This window comes from Rossellomorea yichunensis, assembly GCF_032337515.1.
Lineage (GTDB): Bacteria > Bacillota > Bacilli > Bacillales > Bacillaceae_B > Rossellomorea > Rossellomorea yichunensis.
Genome location: NZ_JAVYAD010000007.1, coordinates 151645 through 169362, shown reverse-complemented (window position 1 = coordinate 169362; position 17718 = coordinate 151645). Strand labels below are relative to the sequence as shown.

General features: G+C 41.6%; 17 protein-coding genes and 1 pseudogene. 11 read left to right on the top strand and 7 right to left on the bottom strand.

Annotation, left to right across the window (positions count from 1 at the left end; all coding sequences use genetic code 11):
- Positions 1 to 183: 183 nt before the first annotated feature.
- From RSX31_RS19135 to RSX31_RS19120, 4 genes and pseudogenes are all read right to left on the bottom strand, one after another.
- A pseudogene (locus tag RSX31_RS19135) lies at positions 184 to 1053 on the bottom strand (DMT family transporter).
- A 771-nt stretch (positions 1054 to 1824) separates the two neighbouring features.
- Positions 1825 to 3243 (bottom strand): alanine/glycine:cation symporter family protein, encoded by a 1419-nt coding sequence (locus RSX31_RS19130; RefSeq protein ID WP_148994430.1) that lies wholly within the window; start codon positions 3241 to 3243, stop codon positions 1825 to 1827.
- 288 nt (positions 3244 to 3531) lie between these two features.
- Entirely contained in the window at positions 3532 to 4635 is a 1104-nt protein-coding gene (locus RSX31_RS19125; RefSeq protein WP_315635691.1) for a DUF1648 domain-containing protein, read from the bottom strand.
- Between the two features lie 3 nt (positions 4636 to 4638).
- Positions 4639 to 5022, bottom strand: coding sequence for a GntR family transcriptional regulator (locus RSX31_RS19120; protein ID WP_148994428.1), 384 nt, complete (start codon positions 5020 to 5022; stop codon positions 4639 to 4641).
- Positions 5023 to 5277: 255 nt separating this feature from the next.
- Between RSX31_RS19120 and RSX31_RS19115 the strand changes: the two genes are divergently transcribed.
- From RSX31_RS19115 to RSX31_RS19085, 7 genes are all read left to right on the top strand, one after another.
- Positions 5278 to 5787, top strand: a complete 510-nt coding sequence (locus RSX31_RS19115) for a GNAT family N-acetyltransferase (protein ID WP_315635690.1) — start codon at positions 5278 to 5280, stop codon at positions 5785 to 5787.
- Positions 5788 to 5929: 142 nt separating this feature from the next.
- A complete protein-coding gene (locus RSX31_RS19110) occupies positions 5930 to 7630 on the top strand; it encodes a transglutaminase domain-containing protein (protein WP_315635689.1) in 1701 nt (566 codons plus the stop codon).
- A 148-nt stretch (positions 7631 to 7778) separates the two neighbouring features.
- Positions 7779 to 10010: a sensor domain-containing protein gene (locus RSX31_RS19105; protein WP_315635688.1), complete on the top strand. Its 2232-nt coding sequence runs from the start codon at positions 7779 to 7781 to the stop codon at positions 10008 to 10010.
- A 124-nt stretch (positions 10011 to 10134) separates the two neighbouring features.
- Positions 10135 to 10476: a zinc ribbon domain-containing protein YjdM gene (locus RSX31_RS19100; RefSeq protein WP_315635687.1), complete on the top strand. Its 342-nt coding sequence runs from the start codon at positions 10135 to 10137 to the stop codon at positions 10474 to 10476.
- Between the two features lie 155 nt (positions 10477 to 10631).
- Positions 10632 to 11210, top strand: a complete 579-nt coding sequence (locus tag RSX31_RS19095) for a DUF402 domain-containing protein (RefSeq protein WP_315635831.1) — start codon at positions 10632 to 10634, stop codon at positions 11208 to 11210.
- Entirely contained in the window at positions 11137 to 12237 is a 1101-nt protein-coding gene (locus RSX31_RS19090) for a TDT family transporter (RefSeq protein WP_315635686.1), read from the top strand. Before RSX31_RS19095 ends, RSX31_RS19090 begins: the two co-directional genes overlap by 74 nt.
- Complete coding sequence (locus RSX31_RS19085) at positions 12234 to 12950, top strand: sulfite exporter TauE/SafE family protein (protein ID WP_315635685.1); 717 nt, start codon at positions 12234 to 12236, stop codon at positions 12948 to 12950. Before RSX31_RS19090 ends, RSX31_RS19085 begins: the two co-directional genes overlap by 4 nt.
- Before the next feature lie 100 nt (positions 12951 to 13050).
- Here the strand turns inward: RSX31_RS19085 and RSX31_RS19080 are convergent, their stop codons facing one another.
- Positions 13051 to 13404: a DUF488 domain-containing protein gene (locus RSX31_RS19080; protein WP_148994422.1), complete on the bottom strand. Its 354-nt coding sequence runs from the start codon at positions 13402 to 13404 to the stop codon at positions 13051 to 13053.
- 155 nt (positions 13405 to 13559) lie between these two features.
- Here RSX31_RS19080 and RSX31_RS19075 point away from each other — a divergent pair, with 155 nt between their 5' ends.
- Together RSX31_RS19075 and RSX31_RS19070 are read left to right on the top strand one after the other, a co-directional pair.
- Entirely contained in the window at positions 13560 to 13808 is a 249-nt protein-coding gene (locus tag RSX31_RS19075; protein WP_315635830.1) for an Lrp/AsnC ligand binding domain-containing protein, read from the top strand.
- A 10-nt stretch (positions 13809 to 13818) separates the two neighbouring features.
- Positions 13819 to 14439, top strand: coding sequence for a LysE family translocator (locus tag RSX31_RS19070; RefSeq protein ID WP_315635684.1), 621 nt, complete (start codon positions 13819 to 13821; stop codon positions 14437 to 14439).
- Between the two features lie 99 nt (positions 14440 to 14538).
- On the opposite strand, the gene RSX31_RS19065 is transcribed toward RSX31_RS19070, so the two are convergent.
- A complete protein-coding gene (locus RSX31_RS19065) occupies positions 14539 to 14871 on the bottom strand; it encodes a winged helix-turn-helix transcriptional regulator (protein ID WP_148967999.1) in 333 nt (110 codons plus the stop codon).
- 131 nt (positions 14872 to 15002) lie between these two features.
- Between RSX31_RS19065 and RSX31_RS19060 the strand changes: the two genes are divergently transcribed.
- Positions 15003 to 15497 (top strand): lactoylglutathione lyase family protein, encoded by a 495-nt coding sequence (locus RSX31_RS19060; protein ID WP_148968000.1) that lies wholly within the window; start codon positions 15003 to 15005, stop codon positions 15495 to 15497.
- A gap of 125 nt (positions 15498 to 15622) precedes the next feature.
- Positions 15623 to 16087: a GNAT family N-acetyltransferase gene (locus tag RSX31_RS19055; protein WP_315635683.1), complete on the top strand. Its 465-nt coding sequence runs from the start codon at positions 15623 to 15625 to the stop codon at positions 16085 to 16087.
- Between the two features lie 53 nt (positions 16088 to 16140).
- Here the strand turns inward: RSX31_RS19055 and brnQ are convergent, their stop codons facing one another.
- Positions 16141 to 17466 carry a branched-chain amino acid transport system II carrier protein gene (gene brnQ / locus RSX31_RS19050; RefSeq protein ID WP_315635682.1) on the bottom strand — a complete coding sequence of 442 codons (1326 nt, stop codon included), beginning with the start codon at positions 17464 to 17466 and terminating at the stop codon, positions 16141 to 16143.
- Positions 17467 to 17718: the final 252 nt, after the last annotated feature.

Genomic DNA, 17718 nt, shown 5'->3' with positions numbered 1-17718 from the left:
GGAGTGCATAACCTATAAATGACATAAAAAACGTCCTGTGAATTGGCACAGGACGTTTTATTTCTATATCATGGGTCATTCCACTTTTTATTTTATACCTATGAACTGTTTTTTTACTGAGAAAATTCCGTTTCACAAAAATAATTTGGATCAAATTAATTCGTTTAAAGGAGATAAACTTTCTCAGTCGGACTGCTTCACACTAAGGACGGTGATCGTAACAAGGATGACCACCATGCCAAGAATTTGAATGCGGGTCAAGTGATCCCCGATAACCAAAACGCCAAATAAGGAGGCTGTCACGGGCTCTACCATAGCGACCATCGAAGCATTTGTCGGAGTAGTCAATCGAATTCCAGTCACATACAATATAAAGGACAGTCCAGCCCCGAGGATCCCTAACAGTAAAAACCATCCTATATCCGTTGACGCCAACACAGCAGCTGCTTCACCCTTGTCCGTAAACAGAAAAAGGATAAGACAAAATGAAAAAAAAGCAATGGTTAGCGTAGTGTGTGGGTTTCCGATAGAAGAGGCATTTTTAAACCCGAATATAAACAAAGCATAAGAAAGGCCAGCAGCAAGTCCCGCTGCCACCCCAAAAAAACTCACTGAAATCGATTCAGTATTGTAGGCACCTGTAAGCAGGATGATCCCCAAAAGAACACCGGTAATTCAGCCCCATTTAAACCAAGTAGAATGTTCTATTCGTAAAAAGAAAGAGGTTAACAGGACGAACACAGGTGCGGTGTACATTAAAGTAGCGGCAACCGCAACGCTTGAGGCTTCGATACTTAGAAAATAAAAAGTGAAGTTTCCAGCAACACCAACACCTGCAAATAAAGACCATAAATATAAACGGGTAGAAATGTCCCGATTTTGTCTAAAGCGAAGAAGAAACCACACCAAAAAACATATAAATCCAACAACCCCCCTGTAAAGTGAAATCACAATAGGATTCCAGCCCTTGTTCATTAAAACATCGGCAATCCCACCACTAATACCCCAGCATATAGCGGCCAGCATAACTAAGCCTATACCTGCAAATTTCATCGTGTGCCTCCTAAAGATAAGTTATGGTGCGAATTTTTGAGCAAACCTAGCGTGACCTTAATAACTTAAATTTAATGACCAAACAACCCTCTATACGCTCTTGAACAAACATATGTTGATTAACAAAGGTATTAATAGTAATTCCTTTAGTTTTCCTTATTTAAACCCCTTAATTTTGAGTTACCAACAATCGGGGGACAATAACGGAGTAAGTAGGACATCATCTATTGTATCTCCTTTAAACTCAAAAGAATTTGAGTATGTTCTAAATTCAGAATTCAAAGATAGGATATTTTCAGAAAGTCTTACCTCAAAACAGAACGGTTTAGTGTGTAAATAGGGAAGATTTTTTTCTTTGAAATGAAGGTATGGGCAAAGCTGTTGTCCAAATTACTATTACAAAATTGGAAAGGAGAAAAGAAAATGAAATCACGCAGGCAAAGAATGAGGATCTAAAAAAGATTTTGGATTTGTTAGTGAATGCAGCCACCTGGTTAAAGACAAAAAGGACGAAGCAATTTGAGATGCTAACTGATTGATTTAGATGGAAACGAAGAAGAGGTCCTCCATTCAAACGAAAACGGGGCGACCTATTTTGTTGAAAAAGAAGGTCAACCCATTTTCCCTCTAACCCTTGAAAAAAACCAAGTGGAAAGGATTTGGACCTAATCCCTTAAAAGAAATTTCCCATATCCACGGCCTTCCAGTAAATACGAAATCATACTATAAATATAAAACCCGGCATGATCATAAATCACACCGGGTTACTTTTTAACTGGCTTTCTTCCTTGGTTGGGCTTTCATCATGGGCATGTACTCATTGAAGTAATGATTCGTTTCACGAACGATGACCTTATAAAGTAAAATAAGGGCAATCAGGTTTGGAATCATCATCAAGGCGTTAGACATATCAGCGAATGCCCAAACGAGCTCCAGGTTAGCAACGGCACCAAGTCCGGTTGCTAAAATATATATGAGTCTGTAGGAGTTAGCAAAGCGATAATTCGTCAAATACTCGAAGCATTTCTCTCCATACATATACCAGCCGACGATCGTCGAGAATCCGAAGAAGATGACGGAGAAAGATACGATGTATTCCCCTACAGTACCGAGGGCGTGTCCAAATGCCGCACTCGTCAGTGCCCCGCCGTCAAGACTTGGCGCATGCTCGACACCCGATATTGCTCCGCCTGTCGGATCCCAGAAGCCTGTGATCAGCAGGACCAGACCAGTCATCGTACAGACGACAATTGTTACAATGAACGTACCCGTCATAGCGACAAGTGCCTGTTTAACCGGATGATCGGTTTTCGCGTTACCTGCAATCAATGCAGCCGTACCAAGACCAGCTTCATTGGAGAAAATCCCACGTGAAACCCCGCTTCGGATCGCTTCACTGATAATGATTCCTGTGAAACCTCCAGCGGCAGCTACAGGATTGAACGCATAATAGAAAATCATTTCAAATGCCGGAATGATCATGTCATAATTCAGTACGATGATGATCAATGAACCGCCAATGTAAAGGAATGCCATGACCGGTACAAAGAAGGACGCCACGGTACTGATCCGCTGAATCCCTCCAAAGATGATCAAACCTGTCAGGACTGCTAAAACGATTCCTGTTACGACATTGTTAATTTGAAAGCTTGATGTCATAACGTCTGCAATCGTATTGGACTGTACGCTGTTTCCGATTCCAAGGGCAGCAAATGCACCGAATAAAGCGAAGGCAACAGCAAGCCATTTCCACTTGCTTCCGAGACCTTTTTCAACGTAATACATTGGTCCTCCGGAGTATTCACCGTTTTTATTTTTCACACGGTACTTCATAGCAAGCAGCGCTTCTGCGTATTTCGTCGCCATTCCGAGAAGGCCGACAACCCACATCCAGAAGATGGCTCCAGGTCCACCAATCGTCAATGCCGTAGCAACCCCGGCAATGTTTCCGTTACCGATGGTCGCTGACAAAGCAGTCATCAACGTTTTGAAGTTACTGATATCTCCTTCAGATTTGTCAGCAGAAGAAGAGGGTTCTTCTTTTGTAAAAGCAAGTTTAAATGCATACAATAGCTTTCGGAACTGCAGCCCTCTAAGCATAAACGTCAAGAAAAGGCCTGTCCCAAATAACAGTACTAAACTTGGTGTCCCCCATAAGAATGAATTAATCTTGTCTAGCACATCTAACATAGAATCCTCCTTGTCATCTCATGTTGTAAACGTTTTCTTTGTGAGTTTCCATCTACTATTTATATAGTATTCCGAACAATCTGTCCATAATAAAAGTCGAATTTCCAGAGATTGAGCCTTTTTTAGTAGTAGGCGTAGTTGGAGGGACGGACCTCGGATACGGTCACAAGGGAAGTGCGTCCCAAGTATTATTGAAGGGTGGAAATCGCGTAACAAAAGGGACGGACCCTCTTCGGCTGAACGATGATTTTTCTTTATCGCTCAGTTTGAGAGGTCCGTCCCTCAAAGTTATATCAGTGTAATGATTACTATCACGAGCAGCGGTCCCACCAAAATGAGGTATCCAAGAGGTCTGGCGAAGTTCAGGGTCCAGCCTACTCCGAAGCGTTTTTCAACGAAGATGGAGGGGTCTTCAGGGTTGAAATAGAAAAGCCCTCCTTTCCAGTATTGATCGTCATCTGCATTGATCACATCGCCGGTGCCTTCATCGATGACTTCTACGTCCAAGTCTGAATCCTTTTTCCCCACCTTGATAGCCATAAGGACCGTCCCTATCAAGACGAGTGCAGAGAAGGCCAGTGGCATGGTGATGATCAGCAGGTCGCTGACGCTATTTTCATACAGGGTGTTGAATTGCAGGAATGTAAAGAGCATGCTTATCAGAATGGAGATGAAGAATAACAGCCAGCTTGTGTACTTGCGCAGACGGAGCTGTCGGACACGTGATGCTTTTATATTCCCTGCACTCAGCTTGATCCCGGAATTCCTTGTGAGTTCATTGATCCCGAGGAACATTGCATTCATCACCAATAATACAAGTGGCAGGGTCAAAGCAGACAGATAGGTTTTGGTCGTAAATGAATCCGGTTTGCCATCTGGTCCCCAGTGAGTAGGGATCTGGTCCGGCAAATTATTGTAATTCACTAATGTAAACACCATTAAACCAACGGTGATCACCATGGGGACTACATATACTATCCAGGGTAGCATTTCATCTCTCGTTCTTAAGTTCAATTCTGAAACTTTCACCTGTTTGCGATCCTTGAACCATTGCTTTTCCCGTTTCAGTGTTGTCACTTTCATATGAAAATAGAAATAAAGGGACATCGAAATAAATAGGATGACAAAAGGCAGTAATAAGCCTGCTAAAATGAGGTGATTTTCAGTGGATGGAATGTTTTTTGACCAGGTAAAATAGAGAGCCAATGCCAAAATTGAAATGAAAAATGTTAAGATTGCGTAGAGTTTTTTGTAATGTAGCAACTGTTCGTTCCGTATTTCATCAACAGGTATCGTTACACCAAAAACCACCGTTCGTTTTACGATAAAAGGAATGGTAATTTGCAGAACCATCAAAAATCCCACCGTGACGAATAAAAGCGCCATTTCCATTTATTACTCCCCCTTAACCTTTAGGATAATAGATGAAACTAATTCTTGAATTTCTTTTTCACTCATGCCGAATACCATGGATTCCACTACAATCGGCCGCAATTCTTCTGATATCTGATCCAGTCGGGATGGCGGGATTTCTCCCTCAGATGGCGGACAAATAACAGCCCCAGACTTTGGAACAATGCGGATCACACCCTTGCTTTCCAATTCATGATAGCTTTTATTCACCGTGTGCATGTTTACACCCAGGTCACCGGCAAGACTGCGAACGGACGGGAGGATATCACCTGGCACTAATTCCCCGCGGACAATTCCCTCCATGATCCCATTCTTGACCTGAGAATATATCGGTATATCTGATTGAGGTTCTATTTGGATAAACAAGGATTCACCTCCTAGTTTGTTATATGTTTAGTATAACAGAATTGTTCTAGTTTATGTAGAACAAAACTATTTTTCCAGAAAAAGTTAGATTATTGAAGGAACGCTCGTTATAATTTGATTATAAAAAAGAAAATTCAGTGAACGGAAGCAATCAACACCCAAACCTTGTCATCACAACTGACAAATAGATTGCAAAAACTAACTTGGACCACTTTAATAAAGACGGGAAGTTATGCTAAGGAGTGAAAAATGTTCATGAAGAATCAAGGACTAAAAATCGTAGAATTGACATCGATAGAGCAGCACATTGAGGAACTTTCTGATCTTTTGATGAAAGTAGTGGATGACGGGGCTTCAATTGGTTTTTTATCCCCAATGGCTCGTTCAGCAGCGAGGGACTTCTGGCGACATGCACTGAGTCCTCATGTGATTCTATATATAGCCTGTGTGGATGGTAGTATTGCAGGAACCGTGCAGCTTCACCTATGCACCAAACAAAACGGTACCAACAGAGCCGAAATCGCAAAAATGATGGTCCATCCGAAATTCCGCCAAAAAGGAATTGCCCGGTCCCTCATGGAAATAGCGGAGAAAAGAGCTAAAGAAGAGGTACGGACCTTGCTCATCCTGGATACGGTCGAAGGGGCACCTTCTAATCATTTGTATACGTCCCTTGGATTCGTTCAGGGAGGCCGGATTCCCGACTATGCAGCTTCACCTTTTGGGGAATTAGAGGCAACCATTATCTACTACAAACAGATTTAGAAGTTTGTGAGAATAAAATAATTAGAGGGACGGACCTCAAATCCTCAAATCGATCCATATTCAGGTGATTTTTAACGATTAGAGGTCCGTCCCTCCAAATAGGTCGTATGAGTAGTAAGCACATTTATTTTAGGAGGAAAACATGGAGAAAAAATATCCCTTTTTGATTCTATTTTTGAGTTTGTTTGCAAGTTTCTTGTTGTTGACGGCATGCAGTGATTCGAATGCCAAGAGTGAGGAAACGATGGCGGGTAAAAAAGAAGAAGATTTGTATGAAAAAGAAAAGAAAGAGATGGAAGATAAAATAGGTTTAATGGAGCCACTTCAATTAACTTCCTACAGCGAGGAAATCGGTGTCACAATGAATGAGCCGTCATACAAGGAATTTGCGGCGAATGGGCAAGTGACCGTTGATGGGGAAATTGAACAGTATTCAGAGTTGAAGTCGGACTACGCCTGGATCAAGGTTAGGGCAAGCGAAGAAGGACCTGCGGGGAATCAGCTCGAATACTACACTCCCATCAAAGACGGCAAGTTCAAACAGGAGATCCATTTTTTCAATGGAGAAGGAAAGTATAGTGTGTCTGTGCAGCTGCCAAGCAAGGATCGAGAGAATTATTTCTATGATACAGCTTCCTTCACGGTTCATAATGTGAATCCTGACATAATGAGGGATGTGACGCTCACACCATTTGGCCAGGATGCCGCCTTGTCCTTGAGTGCTGAATCAAGCTATATCAAAGGCAATGAAATCTTTCCATTGAAAGGAGAAGCGGTTAACCTCACGGATGAAGACACCATCATGCTCAGGTTAAAGAAGGATTCTCAAAACTGGACCCATGTCATTCCCGTTAAAAACGGAAAATTCAGTTATGAGGTTCCTTTATTTTTCGGGAAAGGAAAACACGAGCTTGAGGTACTGGTACCGGATGAAGATCGTGAAAGCTACTACCAGACGGCCACCACTCTAATCATTGATAATGAATCTGTTAGGGTGATGAGTCCGATTGAGTACGCTGATAAATATCGTGAGCGTGGCGTAACTCTGGAATCTCCTCATTTTGGCGGGGAGAAGTCGGATGGTGTTTACTCTATCAAAGGGAGCATCGATCCAAAAGCTGAATTCGGTCCGGAAACGACGCATATTTATATCACCACGAAAAAAGGGGAGGACGAAGCTCTGGATGTTATACCTGTAGATGATTTTACCTTTGAGGATTCCTTTTATCTCCGGTTTGGACCAGGTACTTATGAGGTGACTCTCAGCGTACCTGAAATCAAGGAGGAGAATAGCGATTATTTCAGATTTTTCGGTTTTGCGAAGTTTGAAGTGGAATCGACAGGTGAAGACAAGCGGGACCTGCTTCCTTCCCGTGGGGTACAGTCAGATGCGCAGGAAATCAAGGAGCAGGCGAAAACCGTCACAGCCGGGCAAACTAGCAACAGGGATAAGTCGAAAGCGATCTATGATTATGTAGCAAAAAATGTTTCCTATGACGTTGAGAAATATGAAAATGACGACTTTAACTGGGATGATAGTGCATTAAAAACACTGGAAACCAGAACGGGTGTGTGTCAGGACTATGCTTACCTGGCGATTGCCCTGCTTCGTGCCAGTGACATCGAGGCGCGATTCGTTGAAGGAAGAGCAGGGGGGATTTTCCCTGGAAGGCATGCTTGGGTGGAAGCGAATCTTGATGGGGAATGGGTCACTTTGGATCCGACATGGGGATCAGGCTATTTAAAGGACGGTAAGTTTGTACCGGCTTTCAATGAAGATTATTTTGATCCGGATATGAATGAATTTAAGAAGACGCATACACGGACAGGTGTGTCGTATTAGAAATGAATCATATAAAGGGACCGGCTCCAGTCGAAGGAGGTGGTTCTTTTTTTATAAATTAGAGGTAATAATTAGCTATATTGTGAATGAAAGCCATAAATAGTACACTTGATTAATGAAAGAATTCTTATATTCAGGAGAGTAGTGAATGGATTTTACACAAAATAAGAAAACAGTATTCATGCTTTTTATCATAATGATCTTATTGGAGATTGCAGATTTTTCATGGAAAACAATTGATCAATCCAATGTGGGAGTGTCGCTATTTCTCCATATTGGTTTAGTGCTCTGTATGCTTTATTTGTTATTCCTATTATTCAAAGGGAATTGGAATGCTTCAAAGGAATTAACGAAGAGTAATAGGAATTTAAACAACATTTTTGAGACGCTGGATGTTGCCATTTGGTCTCATGATATGAAATCCGATGTTCTCTTAATCACACCTGGAATTGAGAATTTGTATGGATATCCTTTGAAAGATTTTTATCAGGACACACTTCTTTGGAAAAAAGTGATACATCCAGAGGATTTGCCGGTATTAAATGCGAGGGAAGAAAAACTGGGTGCCGGTCAGGCATGTGTGAGTGTATACCGCATCATCAAGCCGGATGGTAAGGTTCGCTGGATTCAGGATAGAGGCATTCCCTCTTTGGATGAAAACGGAGAAATGATTTCTTTTACCAGTGTGCTGTTTGATATCACCAATCGGAAAGAAAGTGAAGATCAATACCGTAGTTTAGTAGAAATGTCTCCAGATATCATTGCGGTCAATAGTAACCAAAGGTTTGTTTATATCAATGAAGCTGGCAGCAGATTGATTGGTGCCAAATGCCCCGAGGATATCATGAACATGGATGTTTCCCATTTTACCAGTCTTGAGAACATCGAGAAAATAAGGGAGCAGACAAAAGATTCTACCTCAGGGGAACGATTTGAACTGACCGTTTATCGCCTAAACGGAGATTCAATAGAGTTGGAGATTTCCGCGATGCCCATTTTATATGGAGGAAGGATGGCAATACAGTTGGTTGGACGAGACATTACGAATCGTAAAGAGACTGAGAAAACCATCCGTACCATGGCCTATTATGATTCACTGACAGGGCTTCCAAATCGAAACAAATTTAAACAATACTTAAATGAGTCAATTCGTGAAGCTCCTGATCAATCGATTGCCATCTTATTTCTGGATCTAGATCGATTTAAAGTCATCAACGATACGAAAGGGCACTCTACTGGCGATATCATACTTGAGAAGGTTGCCCTCCAATTGAAGAATGTGGTGAAAGACAAAGGGATTGTGTTTAGGCAAGGAGGAGATGAATTTATTATCTTACTCTCCAATTTGAATGAGCAAGAGGTCGAAGAAACGACGGGTGAAGTATTACATAGTTTCAACAGTCCAATCGTCATTCATGAACAGGAGTTCTTTGTGACACCAAGTATCGGTATCAGTATGTACCCAAAGGATGGAGCGGACCAGGAAAGTTTAATCAAACATGCCGATACAGCCATGTATTTAGCGAAGGAACGCGGTAAGAATAACTATCAATTCTATTTTCCTGAGCTTGAAAATGCCTCTTCAAGGAATATGGAGCTTGAAAATGGATTAAGAAAGGTATTGGAGCTCAAACAATTAACTCTCCATTATCAGCCCAAAGTGGACTTGGAAACGCTTGAAATAATTGGTGTGGAAGCCTTGATACGCTGGGAACATCCGGAACTTGGAATGATCCCTCCGAGTGAATTTATTCCTTTGGCAGAAGAGACGGGATTGATCATTCCGATCGGGGAGTGGGTTCTTCGAGAGGCTTGTCGACAAAGTCAGGAGTGGGAAATGAGCGGATTAGGCATCATTCCTGTTGCAGTTAATATATCTGTCAGACAGATAAAGGATGATGGATTTGTTGACATGGTAAAAGAAACCTTATCATACCTCCAGTTTGACCCAGATCGGCTTGAGCTTGAAATAACCGAGAGTATCATGCAGGACTTCGAAAAATCAACGAAAGTTCTCAATAAGCTGAAAAAGCTTGGCGTCATCATTTCCATGGATGACTTTGGAACAGGTTACTCTTCTTTGAATAATTTAAGGCATTTACCGATTGATAGTATTAAAATAGATAAATCGTTCGTAGATGATATCATGGAAGATTCAAATCAAGTTTCAATCGTAAAAGCGATTATTGATATGAGTCAAAATATGAACTTTACTACTATTGCTGAGGGAATTGAAACAGAAAATCAAGTCTTGTTCCTGAAACGGAATGCCTGTCAGGTAGGTCAGGGATACCACTTTAGCCGTCCATTGACTGGACCATTATTAGAAAAGTTTCTGGTGGAGTGGGGAAGGGAACATTCTGAACGTGTTTGGCTGTGACGAAAACACTTTGACTAAAAGGACGAACGAAAATAATATATGACTCACAGTGGGTCAGGTATAATGGAATGCGATGTCTTTTAAATTGAACATGAATAAACAATCATTGGAGGAAATGAACACGATGTCAGAATGGCCAAATTGCCCAAAGTGCAACTCAGAATACACGTATGAAGATGGAAGTCTGTTCGTCTGCCCCGAGTGTGCTCATGAATGGACAACAAATGCAGCAACAGAAACGGCAGATGAAGAAAATGTGGTCAGAGACTCAAACGGAAATCTCTTAGCCGATGGTGACTCCGTTTCGGTCATTAAAGACCTGAAAGTAAAAGGAAGCTCATCCGTCCTCAAGATGGGAACCAAAGTCAAAAACATCAGACTCGTCGAAGGAGACCACAACATCGACTGCAAAATCGACGGCTTCGGAGCCATGAAACTAAAATCAGAATTTGTGAAAAAGATATAATGCGTGAGTAATGTGAGAGGGACAGACCTCTGATGAGCGATTAACCTGATGGTTTGCTGATCAAAGGTCCGTCCCTCTTTCAGATTTACGGAAATGATAAACTTATATAGCAATTACTCAGAGTTTTGGAGGGATGTATGGTGAATGAGAATTCAATGGGCAGTACCCTTCAGGTTGGTGCCCCGATTATAGAGAGAAAGATAGGTTATGACGGTAAATTGGTGGAACATCACTGCCGGCTCTTGAAGGCGGGAGTTGAGGATGTGGTCCTTTTTCATAGAATAAAAGATGCCTTTACCATGACAACAAACCAATCAAGCTTAACCATCCCAGAGGGAAGCTACACCCTGGCGCACTATTGGAAGGCCCGCGCTTATAATGTGTATATTTGGAGAGATCATCGGGGTGAGTATTTAGGTTCCTATTTTAATATTGTCAGAAATACTAACATAAACAATGAAGTAGTATCTTTCGAAGATCTTATCATAGATGTCCTCGTATTTGCCGATGGAAAAGCTTCCGTTCTGGATGAAGAGGAGCTACCCGTTTCCATGGAGGAGTTTGAGAACGGGTATGTTCTGGAGGAATTGCAATTATTAGTGGATAGCCTTGGGGGGTTCCTTCCAAAGCTTATTTCTGAGACGAGGGTTCATTTTCCTCATGATGATCTTCTTGGATGGCTTAGCGATTCAAAAGGTAGAAGGGAGGTATCTGAGCAACAGGATGAAATCTAAAGAAAATGAAGAAATCATCAATCCGGCTTCAGGTGCCGTCATTATGGCTCTTGGAATCTTTCTTTATGCTGCTATTGATGCTTTTACATGGATCAACCACACTACTGGAAAAATACTGACTGTGTCCCTGATTGTGTTGGCTGCGATTATTTATAAATATCTTTTTAAGCAATTGTTAATTAAACAATTTTTCATTGCTTTAATACGGAATCCTGTTCATTCTTTCGTGATTGGATCGTGGGTTGCCGGCATTTCGGTTTTAAGTAATGTGATCGTCAAATATTTCCCTGATATGAGCGTGGGTGTACAGGGCATTATGCTTATTAATACTCTTTTGTGGCTATGTTTTTTGGTAAACTGCTTCTACCACTTTAACGAGATCATGAAACGACCGACAGCGCATTCTACTCATGGGGTTGTGTTACTTTCTACCGTTGCTACCCAATCATTGGTGATATTTTGGGTGAAGGTTTTTCCTTCTCTTCCGGCGGGACTGCTGATTGCAGTGGTGTCACTTGGAATCTTTTATTACTTGATCGGTATGACTTTGATTGTGCTTCGATATGCGAGAGGAAATCCTTGGACGATGATAGAAGATTGGACGAGCGCAAACTGTATCATTCACGGGGCTTTATCCATTACAGGCCTGGCAATCGTTTCTTCACAACTGATGTCTGGAATGTTTATAATGATTTTTTGGCTAATTGTGTTTGTCCTCCTGATAAGTGTTGAATTAATGGAGATGGTGAGAGCTGTTAAACGGATTCAGAAGCTGGGATGGAAAAAAGGGGTTTTTACTTATCATATAAGTCAATGGTCGCGTAATTTCACCTTTGGAATGTTTTATGCCTTTACCATCACCATGCATGAAAACCCTCATTATTTGAATGTGTTTTACGATTTTCATAGAGTCTTCTTGCATTTTTGGGCGTGGATTGTGTTCCTATTTCTAATAACCGAAATTGGTCTATGGGTGGGATCGAATAGTTATCATTTCGAAAGAATCACCAGGGGGAATGTTTCTTGAGTACGTTTATCTTGTTTATGGTTATCATTTTATTTGCATCGATATTGCAAACTAGTACCGGTTTCGGATTTTCTATAATGGCAACACCATTTTTATTGCTCTTGTTTCCACCTAGAGAAGCGATACAGATTAATTTGATCTTATCCCTTGTGATCTCACTGGCACTTATAGTGAAAATTAGAAGGGACATTGATTTTCCCCTTGTAAAAAGGTTTGTGGTCGGGAGCATACCTGGTTTACCCCTGGGTATAATGGTTTTCACTCTTATTGATATGAGTCTCTTAAAGGTATTAATCAGCCTGATCATCATAGTGCTGACGGTTTTACTTATCATGAAATTCCGCATCAGGCAGTCCAAAATGCGGGACTTTCTGGCAGGGGGATGGTCTGGAGCACTGACCACGAGTATCGGTATGCCAGGACCACCTCTGCTTCTGTATTTTTCAGGCACCGAGACAAGAAAAGAGAAACTTCGGGGAACAACCCTTGCCTTTTATTTGTTCATCTATCTCGTCAGCCTAGGGATCCAGGTGAAAGTGGCGGGTACTACTCTAACAGTTTGGAAATCAAGCTTGCAAGCATTACCGGTGGTAGCTATAGGTCTAGTGTTGGGACAAGCATTATTCAACAAAATCAATCAGAAAATCTTTCAAATCGTTACCTATGTACTCCTGTTGTTTACGGGAATCTATCTGCTGATAGAAAGCATTTAACTTAGAGGGACTAATTTAGAGTAATTTAGAGGGACGTACCTCCAATGAGTGATGAGCGATTAACCTAATGGTTTTCTGCTGATTCAGAGGTCCGTCCCTCTCACATATCGTCTAAAACTTCTTTTAACACAACGGCATGGTTGTGCTGCTGATCTTTTGCACCGTAGAGAAGCACTAAGCGTTCGTTAGCAGACATTTCCTTCAGTTCCCGTAGCTTCTTTTGTTTATCATCTTGAATGAGTTCTTCTTTGTAGGCTTTTTTAAATTCCTCGAACTTTTCCTGCTCATGATTAAACCATTTTCTTAAATGTAGACTTGGCGTAATTTCCTTCATCCACTCATCCAAGTTGGCTTCCTCTTTTGAAATTCCACGTGGCCAAACCCGGTCAATCAAAATGCGATGACCGCCTAATTGGGGAGGTTCATCATAAATTCTCTTTAGAACGATAGACATTGCTCATCCTCCAATCCTTGTTCACTTACTATAAGGATAAATTGAATCGAAGGATGAAGCAAAGATCTTTTATCTTTAGTTTCTCGGAAAAAAGTACATAAAGGATTAGAAACTCCGCATATATTAAATGACCTACTTTATAGCTTGACCGAGGTATTCAAGGGGGAATCCGAATTGAAGGTCCGTCCCTCTTTCACGAAAAACATGCATGGTACCATATCGCCGGGAAGGATGATTATCTTTTGAAAATACGGAGTAAAAATATAAAGGATCTGGATCACCTCATCAGTCATGAAATCAAGAGCATGCCGGCAAATGCCAGGACCCAAACTGCGATTGTCATGGGTTTGTTCAAAGTGAGTTCGGCACTGCGACTACAAACTCATGATTTTCCTTTAGAATAGCGGCAGGACCATGATTGATACCACTTTATTTTTAAAGAGTCTCATCATAGGAGTCACCATTGCTGCTCCTGTTGGTCCGGTCGGTATCCTTTGTATTCAGCGGGCATTGACATATGGGAGAAGGACAGGTTTTGTATCGGGGTTGGGAGCTGCCACTGCAGATGCACTATACGGTTTGATCGCTGTCATGGGGCTTACGATTGTTTCCGACTTCCTTCTTGCTCACCAATTCTGGATTCAATTATGGGGAGGGGTGTTTCTATTCTTATTGGGGTGGAAGACATTCACTTCACAGACGGAACCATTGAAGACTGGTGAACCGCAAACCACTTCTTCATTGAAGGGGTTCTTCTCAGTCTTTCTTTTGACGCTTACGAATCCAATGACTATCATTGCCTTTATCGCCATCTTTGGTGTCTTTCGGGTAACCGGTTCTGATGGCAGTGTAGTATCCGCATTGCTCGTCGTTTTGGGCGTGTTTTGCGGATCTGCTTTATGGTGGGGGACGGTTGCCTTAGTAGGCGGATGGTTAAGCAGTCGGATTGAAGCGGACTCGTTAACAATGATCAATCGGGTGGCGGGAATCATCATTACAATATTCAGCTCGTATATTCTCATTGACTTGATTTAATTTCTGATTTTGTTAAGAAGTGTGTGGAGGGACGGACCTCCAATCCTCTAATGAACCCCTAATTCCAATTATATAATGAATTAGAGGTCCGTCCCTCTCCTAAAACTCACCATGCTCCTTACCCCAGACATGCATCTGCTTGAGAATCGGCATTAGGGTCATACCTAATTCTGTCATGGAGTATTCTACTTTTGGGGGGATGGTATCGTATTGGGTTCGATTGATGAAGCCGTCTTCTTCGAGTTCTTTTAGTTGCTGGCTCAGTACTTTATGGGCCACACCAGGTAGTAACCTGCGCAATTCGTTATACCTGAGAGTACCGTCTGTCCCTAAATGCCATAGGATGACCGTTTTCCATTTTCCTCCGATTTTCTTCAGTGTGTACTCGATGGAGCACTTCAATTTTCCTTCTTGGTCTATAGGCGTATCCATATTCTTTTCAGTCCTTTCTTACCATAAGGTTAGTTTCTCACAAAAAAGTGCATTCTTACATTAAGAAGCTCAGCTCCTTATAATGAAGACGTGTTAGATCAAACTAATCTAAAAGAGGAGGATTTATTACGATGTTACCATATCCAAGATCGTTTTCTCATATTGGACTATCTGTCCCAAATCTCGAAGAGGCCATTGCATTCTACACAGAGGTGTTCGGATGGTATACTATCATGGAGCCTTCCGATGTGGAAAATGATGATACTGCAATCGGGCAGATGTGCCGTGATGTATTCGGGAATGATTGGGAAAAATTCAGAATTGCTCATCTTGCTACAGGTGATAAAATCGGAGTGGAGTTGTTTGAGTTCCCGCACAACGAAAAGCCGGAGAATAACTTTGAGTATTGGAAAACAGGACTATTCCATTTCTGTATCCAGGACCCCGATGTAGAAGGCATGGTTGAAAAAATCAAACAGCACGGCGGTAAACAGCGCATGCCGATCCGGGAATATTATCCTGGTGAAAAGCCTTATCGCATGGTGTATGTTGAAGATCCATTCGGGAATATTTTTGAGATATACTCCCACAGCTACGAATTAACGTATTCAGATGGGGCTTACTGATCAATTAATAAGGGCACGTTCAATTGAGAGCGTGTCTTTTCTTTTTTATTGAAATAGAGGTTTTCCTTTCCAAACGAAGAATCCTATAAAGATACTTCTATTTCAGTGAAGAGAGGAAAGCAACAATGAAAATATTGGAGCTACATAAGAATTCAAGGATTTTTGAGGAAGCAGTGAAAGCTTTCTGGGAACAGTGGGGAAGTGAGGAGAATTACAGGTTCTATTACGATTGTATGTTCCATTCCTGCCGAACCGAAGAGGACTTACCGCGATTTTATATCGCTTTAGAGGAAGAACAAATCATTGGGACGTACGCGCTGCTCAGAAACGACCTGAATAGTAGGCAAGACCTGTTTCCATGGTTTGCCTGCCTCTACATCGACCCGGATCACAGAGGGAAAGGACTTGGTTCGAATCTCCTGGAGCATGCTTTACAGGAAGCCCATGAAAAAGGCTACAAACATCTATACCTATCAACGGATCTGGAAGGTTATTATGAAAAATATGGATGGATTCACACAACAGAAGCCATTGGACTGAGTGGTGGTTCCATGAATGTCTACCAAAAAGCAACAGATCAAACTTCCTGAAAAAAAAGCAGTAAGGCATGAGTGGGAAATTCACTCATGTCTTGCTGCTTTTTTTAGAGGTCCGTCCCTCTCTTGAAAGGAAAGGTAATCTTCCCTTGGGAGAGGTCTATGGCGTACCCAACCACGACGGCCACGAGGGTAGGCAGGGTCCAGGCCAGGCCATTTTCACTTAGGGGAAGGAATTCCAGGATAGCATGAATTTCTTCCATTTTAATTTCTAGCGTCATAAGCATTTCGTAAAAGGCAAATAATGTGGCGACTCCAACCCCATAAACATACATTCTCTTACTTTCTCCAAAGAAATGCTGAAAGAGAGAGAGGACTACAAGCACTATAGCTACAGGGTAAATCAGAACGAGTAACGGTGTAGCGACTTTCAATATCAAGTTCAGTCCAAGATTGGTAACGGCCAATCCGATGAGGATGAAAATCATTACGTAAGTCTTATATGAATACCTCGGAAAATTTTCATTAAAAAAACGTCCGCATGCATTGATGAGGCCGATACAAGTCGTTAAACAAGCAATCATCACTATGGCACCAAATAACACATTCCCGCTGTATCCAAATAATTGATGAGAAGCAAGAACCAATATTTCCGCCCCATTTTGAAGTGGCTCTTCATGGGGAACAACACGACCGATCCATCCGAGTGAAAGGTATACCATGATTAAGCCGACTGCTGCAATCATACCTGAACTGATTGTTCCTCGTATCAGATCCCTTTTATCCGTCGCTCCTTTATCTTTCAATCCATTGATGATGACAATCCCAAAGGCAAGGGCTGCCACTGCATCCATGGTGAAGTAACCTTCCAGAAACCCTTTGAGAAACGGATCGGTTTGGAAGTTTTCTGTTGCTTGTGCGTCCGTATAATCAAAGATCATAAAGGCACGTACACATAATATCGCTAATACAATGAGCAAGGCAGGCGTTAAAAACTGTCCGACAAGATCAATCACCTTTTTTGGATTGATACTGAGTAAGTAGGTCAATCCGAAAAAGACAAGAGAGAATAAGAATAAGGGTAACCGTCCATCCACACTGATCACTTGCATAAATCCTAATTCATAGGCAACATTCGACGCCCTTGGAATACCGTATAGTGCTCCAATCGACATATAAATCACGATGGCGAACACAAGTCCAAAGACGGAATGGACCCGTTGGCCAATTGACAATAATCCGTTAGTAGATAACGAAACGGAAATGATCGTTAAAAAAGGCAGGAACACTGCTGTTAAAATAAACCCGGCAATTGCGGCGGCAAAGTAGCCTCCAGATTCCATTCCAAGATAAGGCGGGAATATTAAATTCCCTGCTCCGAAAAATAGAGAAAATAGCATAAAACCTGAAACCAGCACATCTTTCTTTCTCAAATAAAACCCTCCAAATCCTTACCAAACCATGATAGCTTCTATTGATTATTCTGATTATTTCACATAAAAAAACCCGCCCCTGACCAGGGACGAGTTATATTTTCTCGTCGTGGAATTTAATTAATAATCACAATCTAGCATAGGAAGAAAGCGCAGTCAATAAGTTTTCCTAATATAATATCAATTTCTATTTTTCTAGATTTGTGTGATTATTTCAATCAGTAAAAAATGTATTAAATGGAACTTTTATCA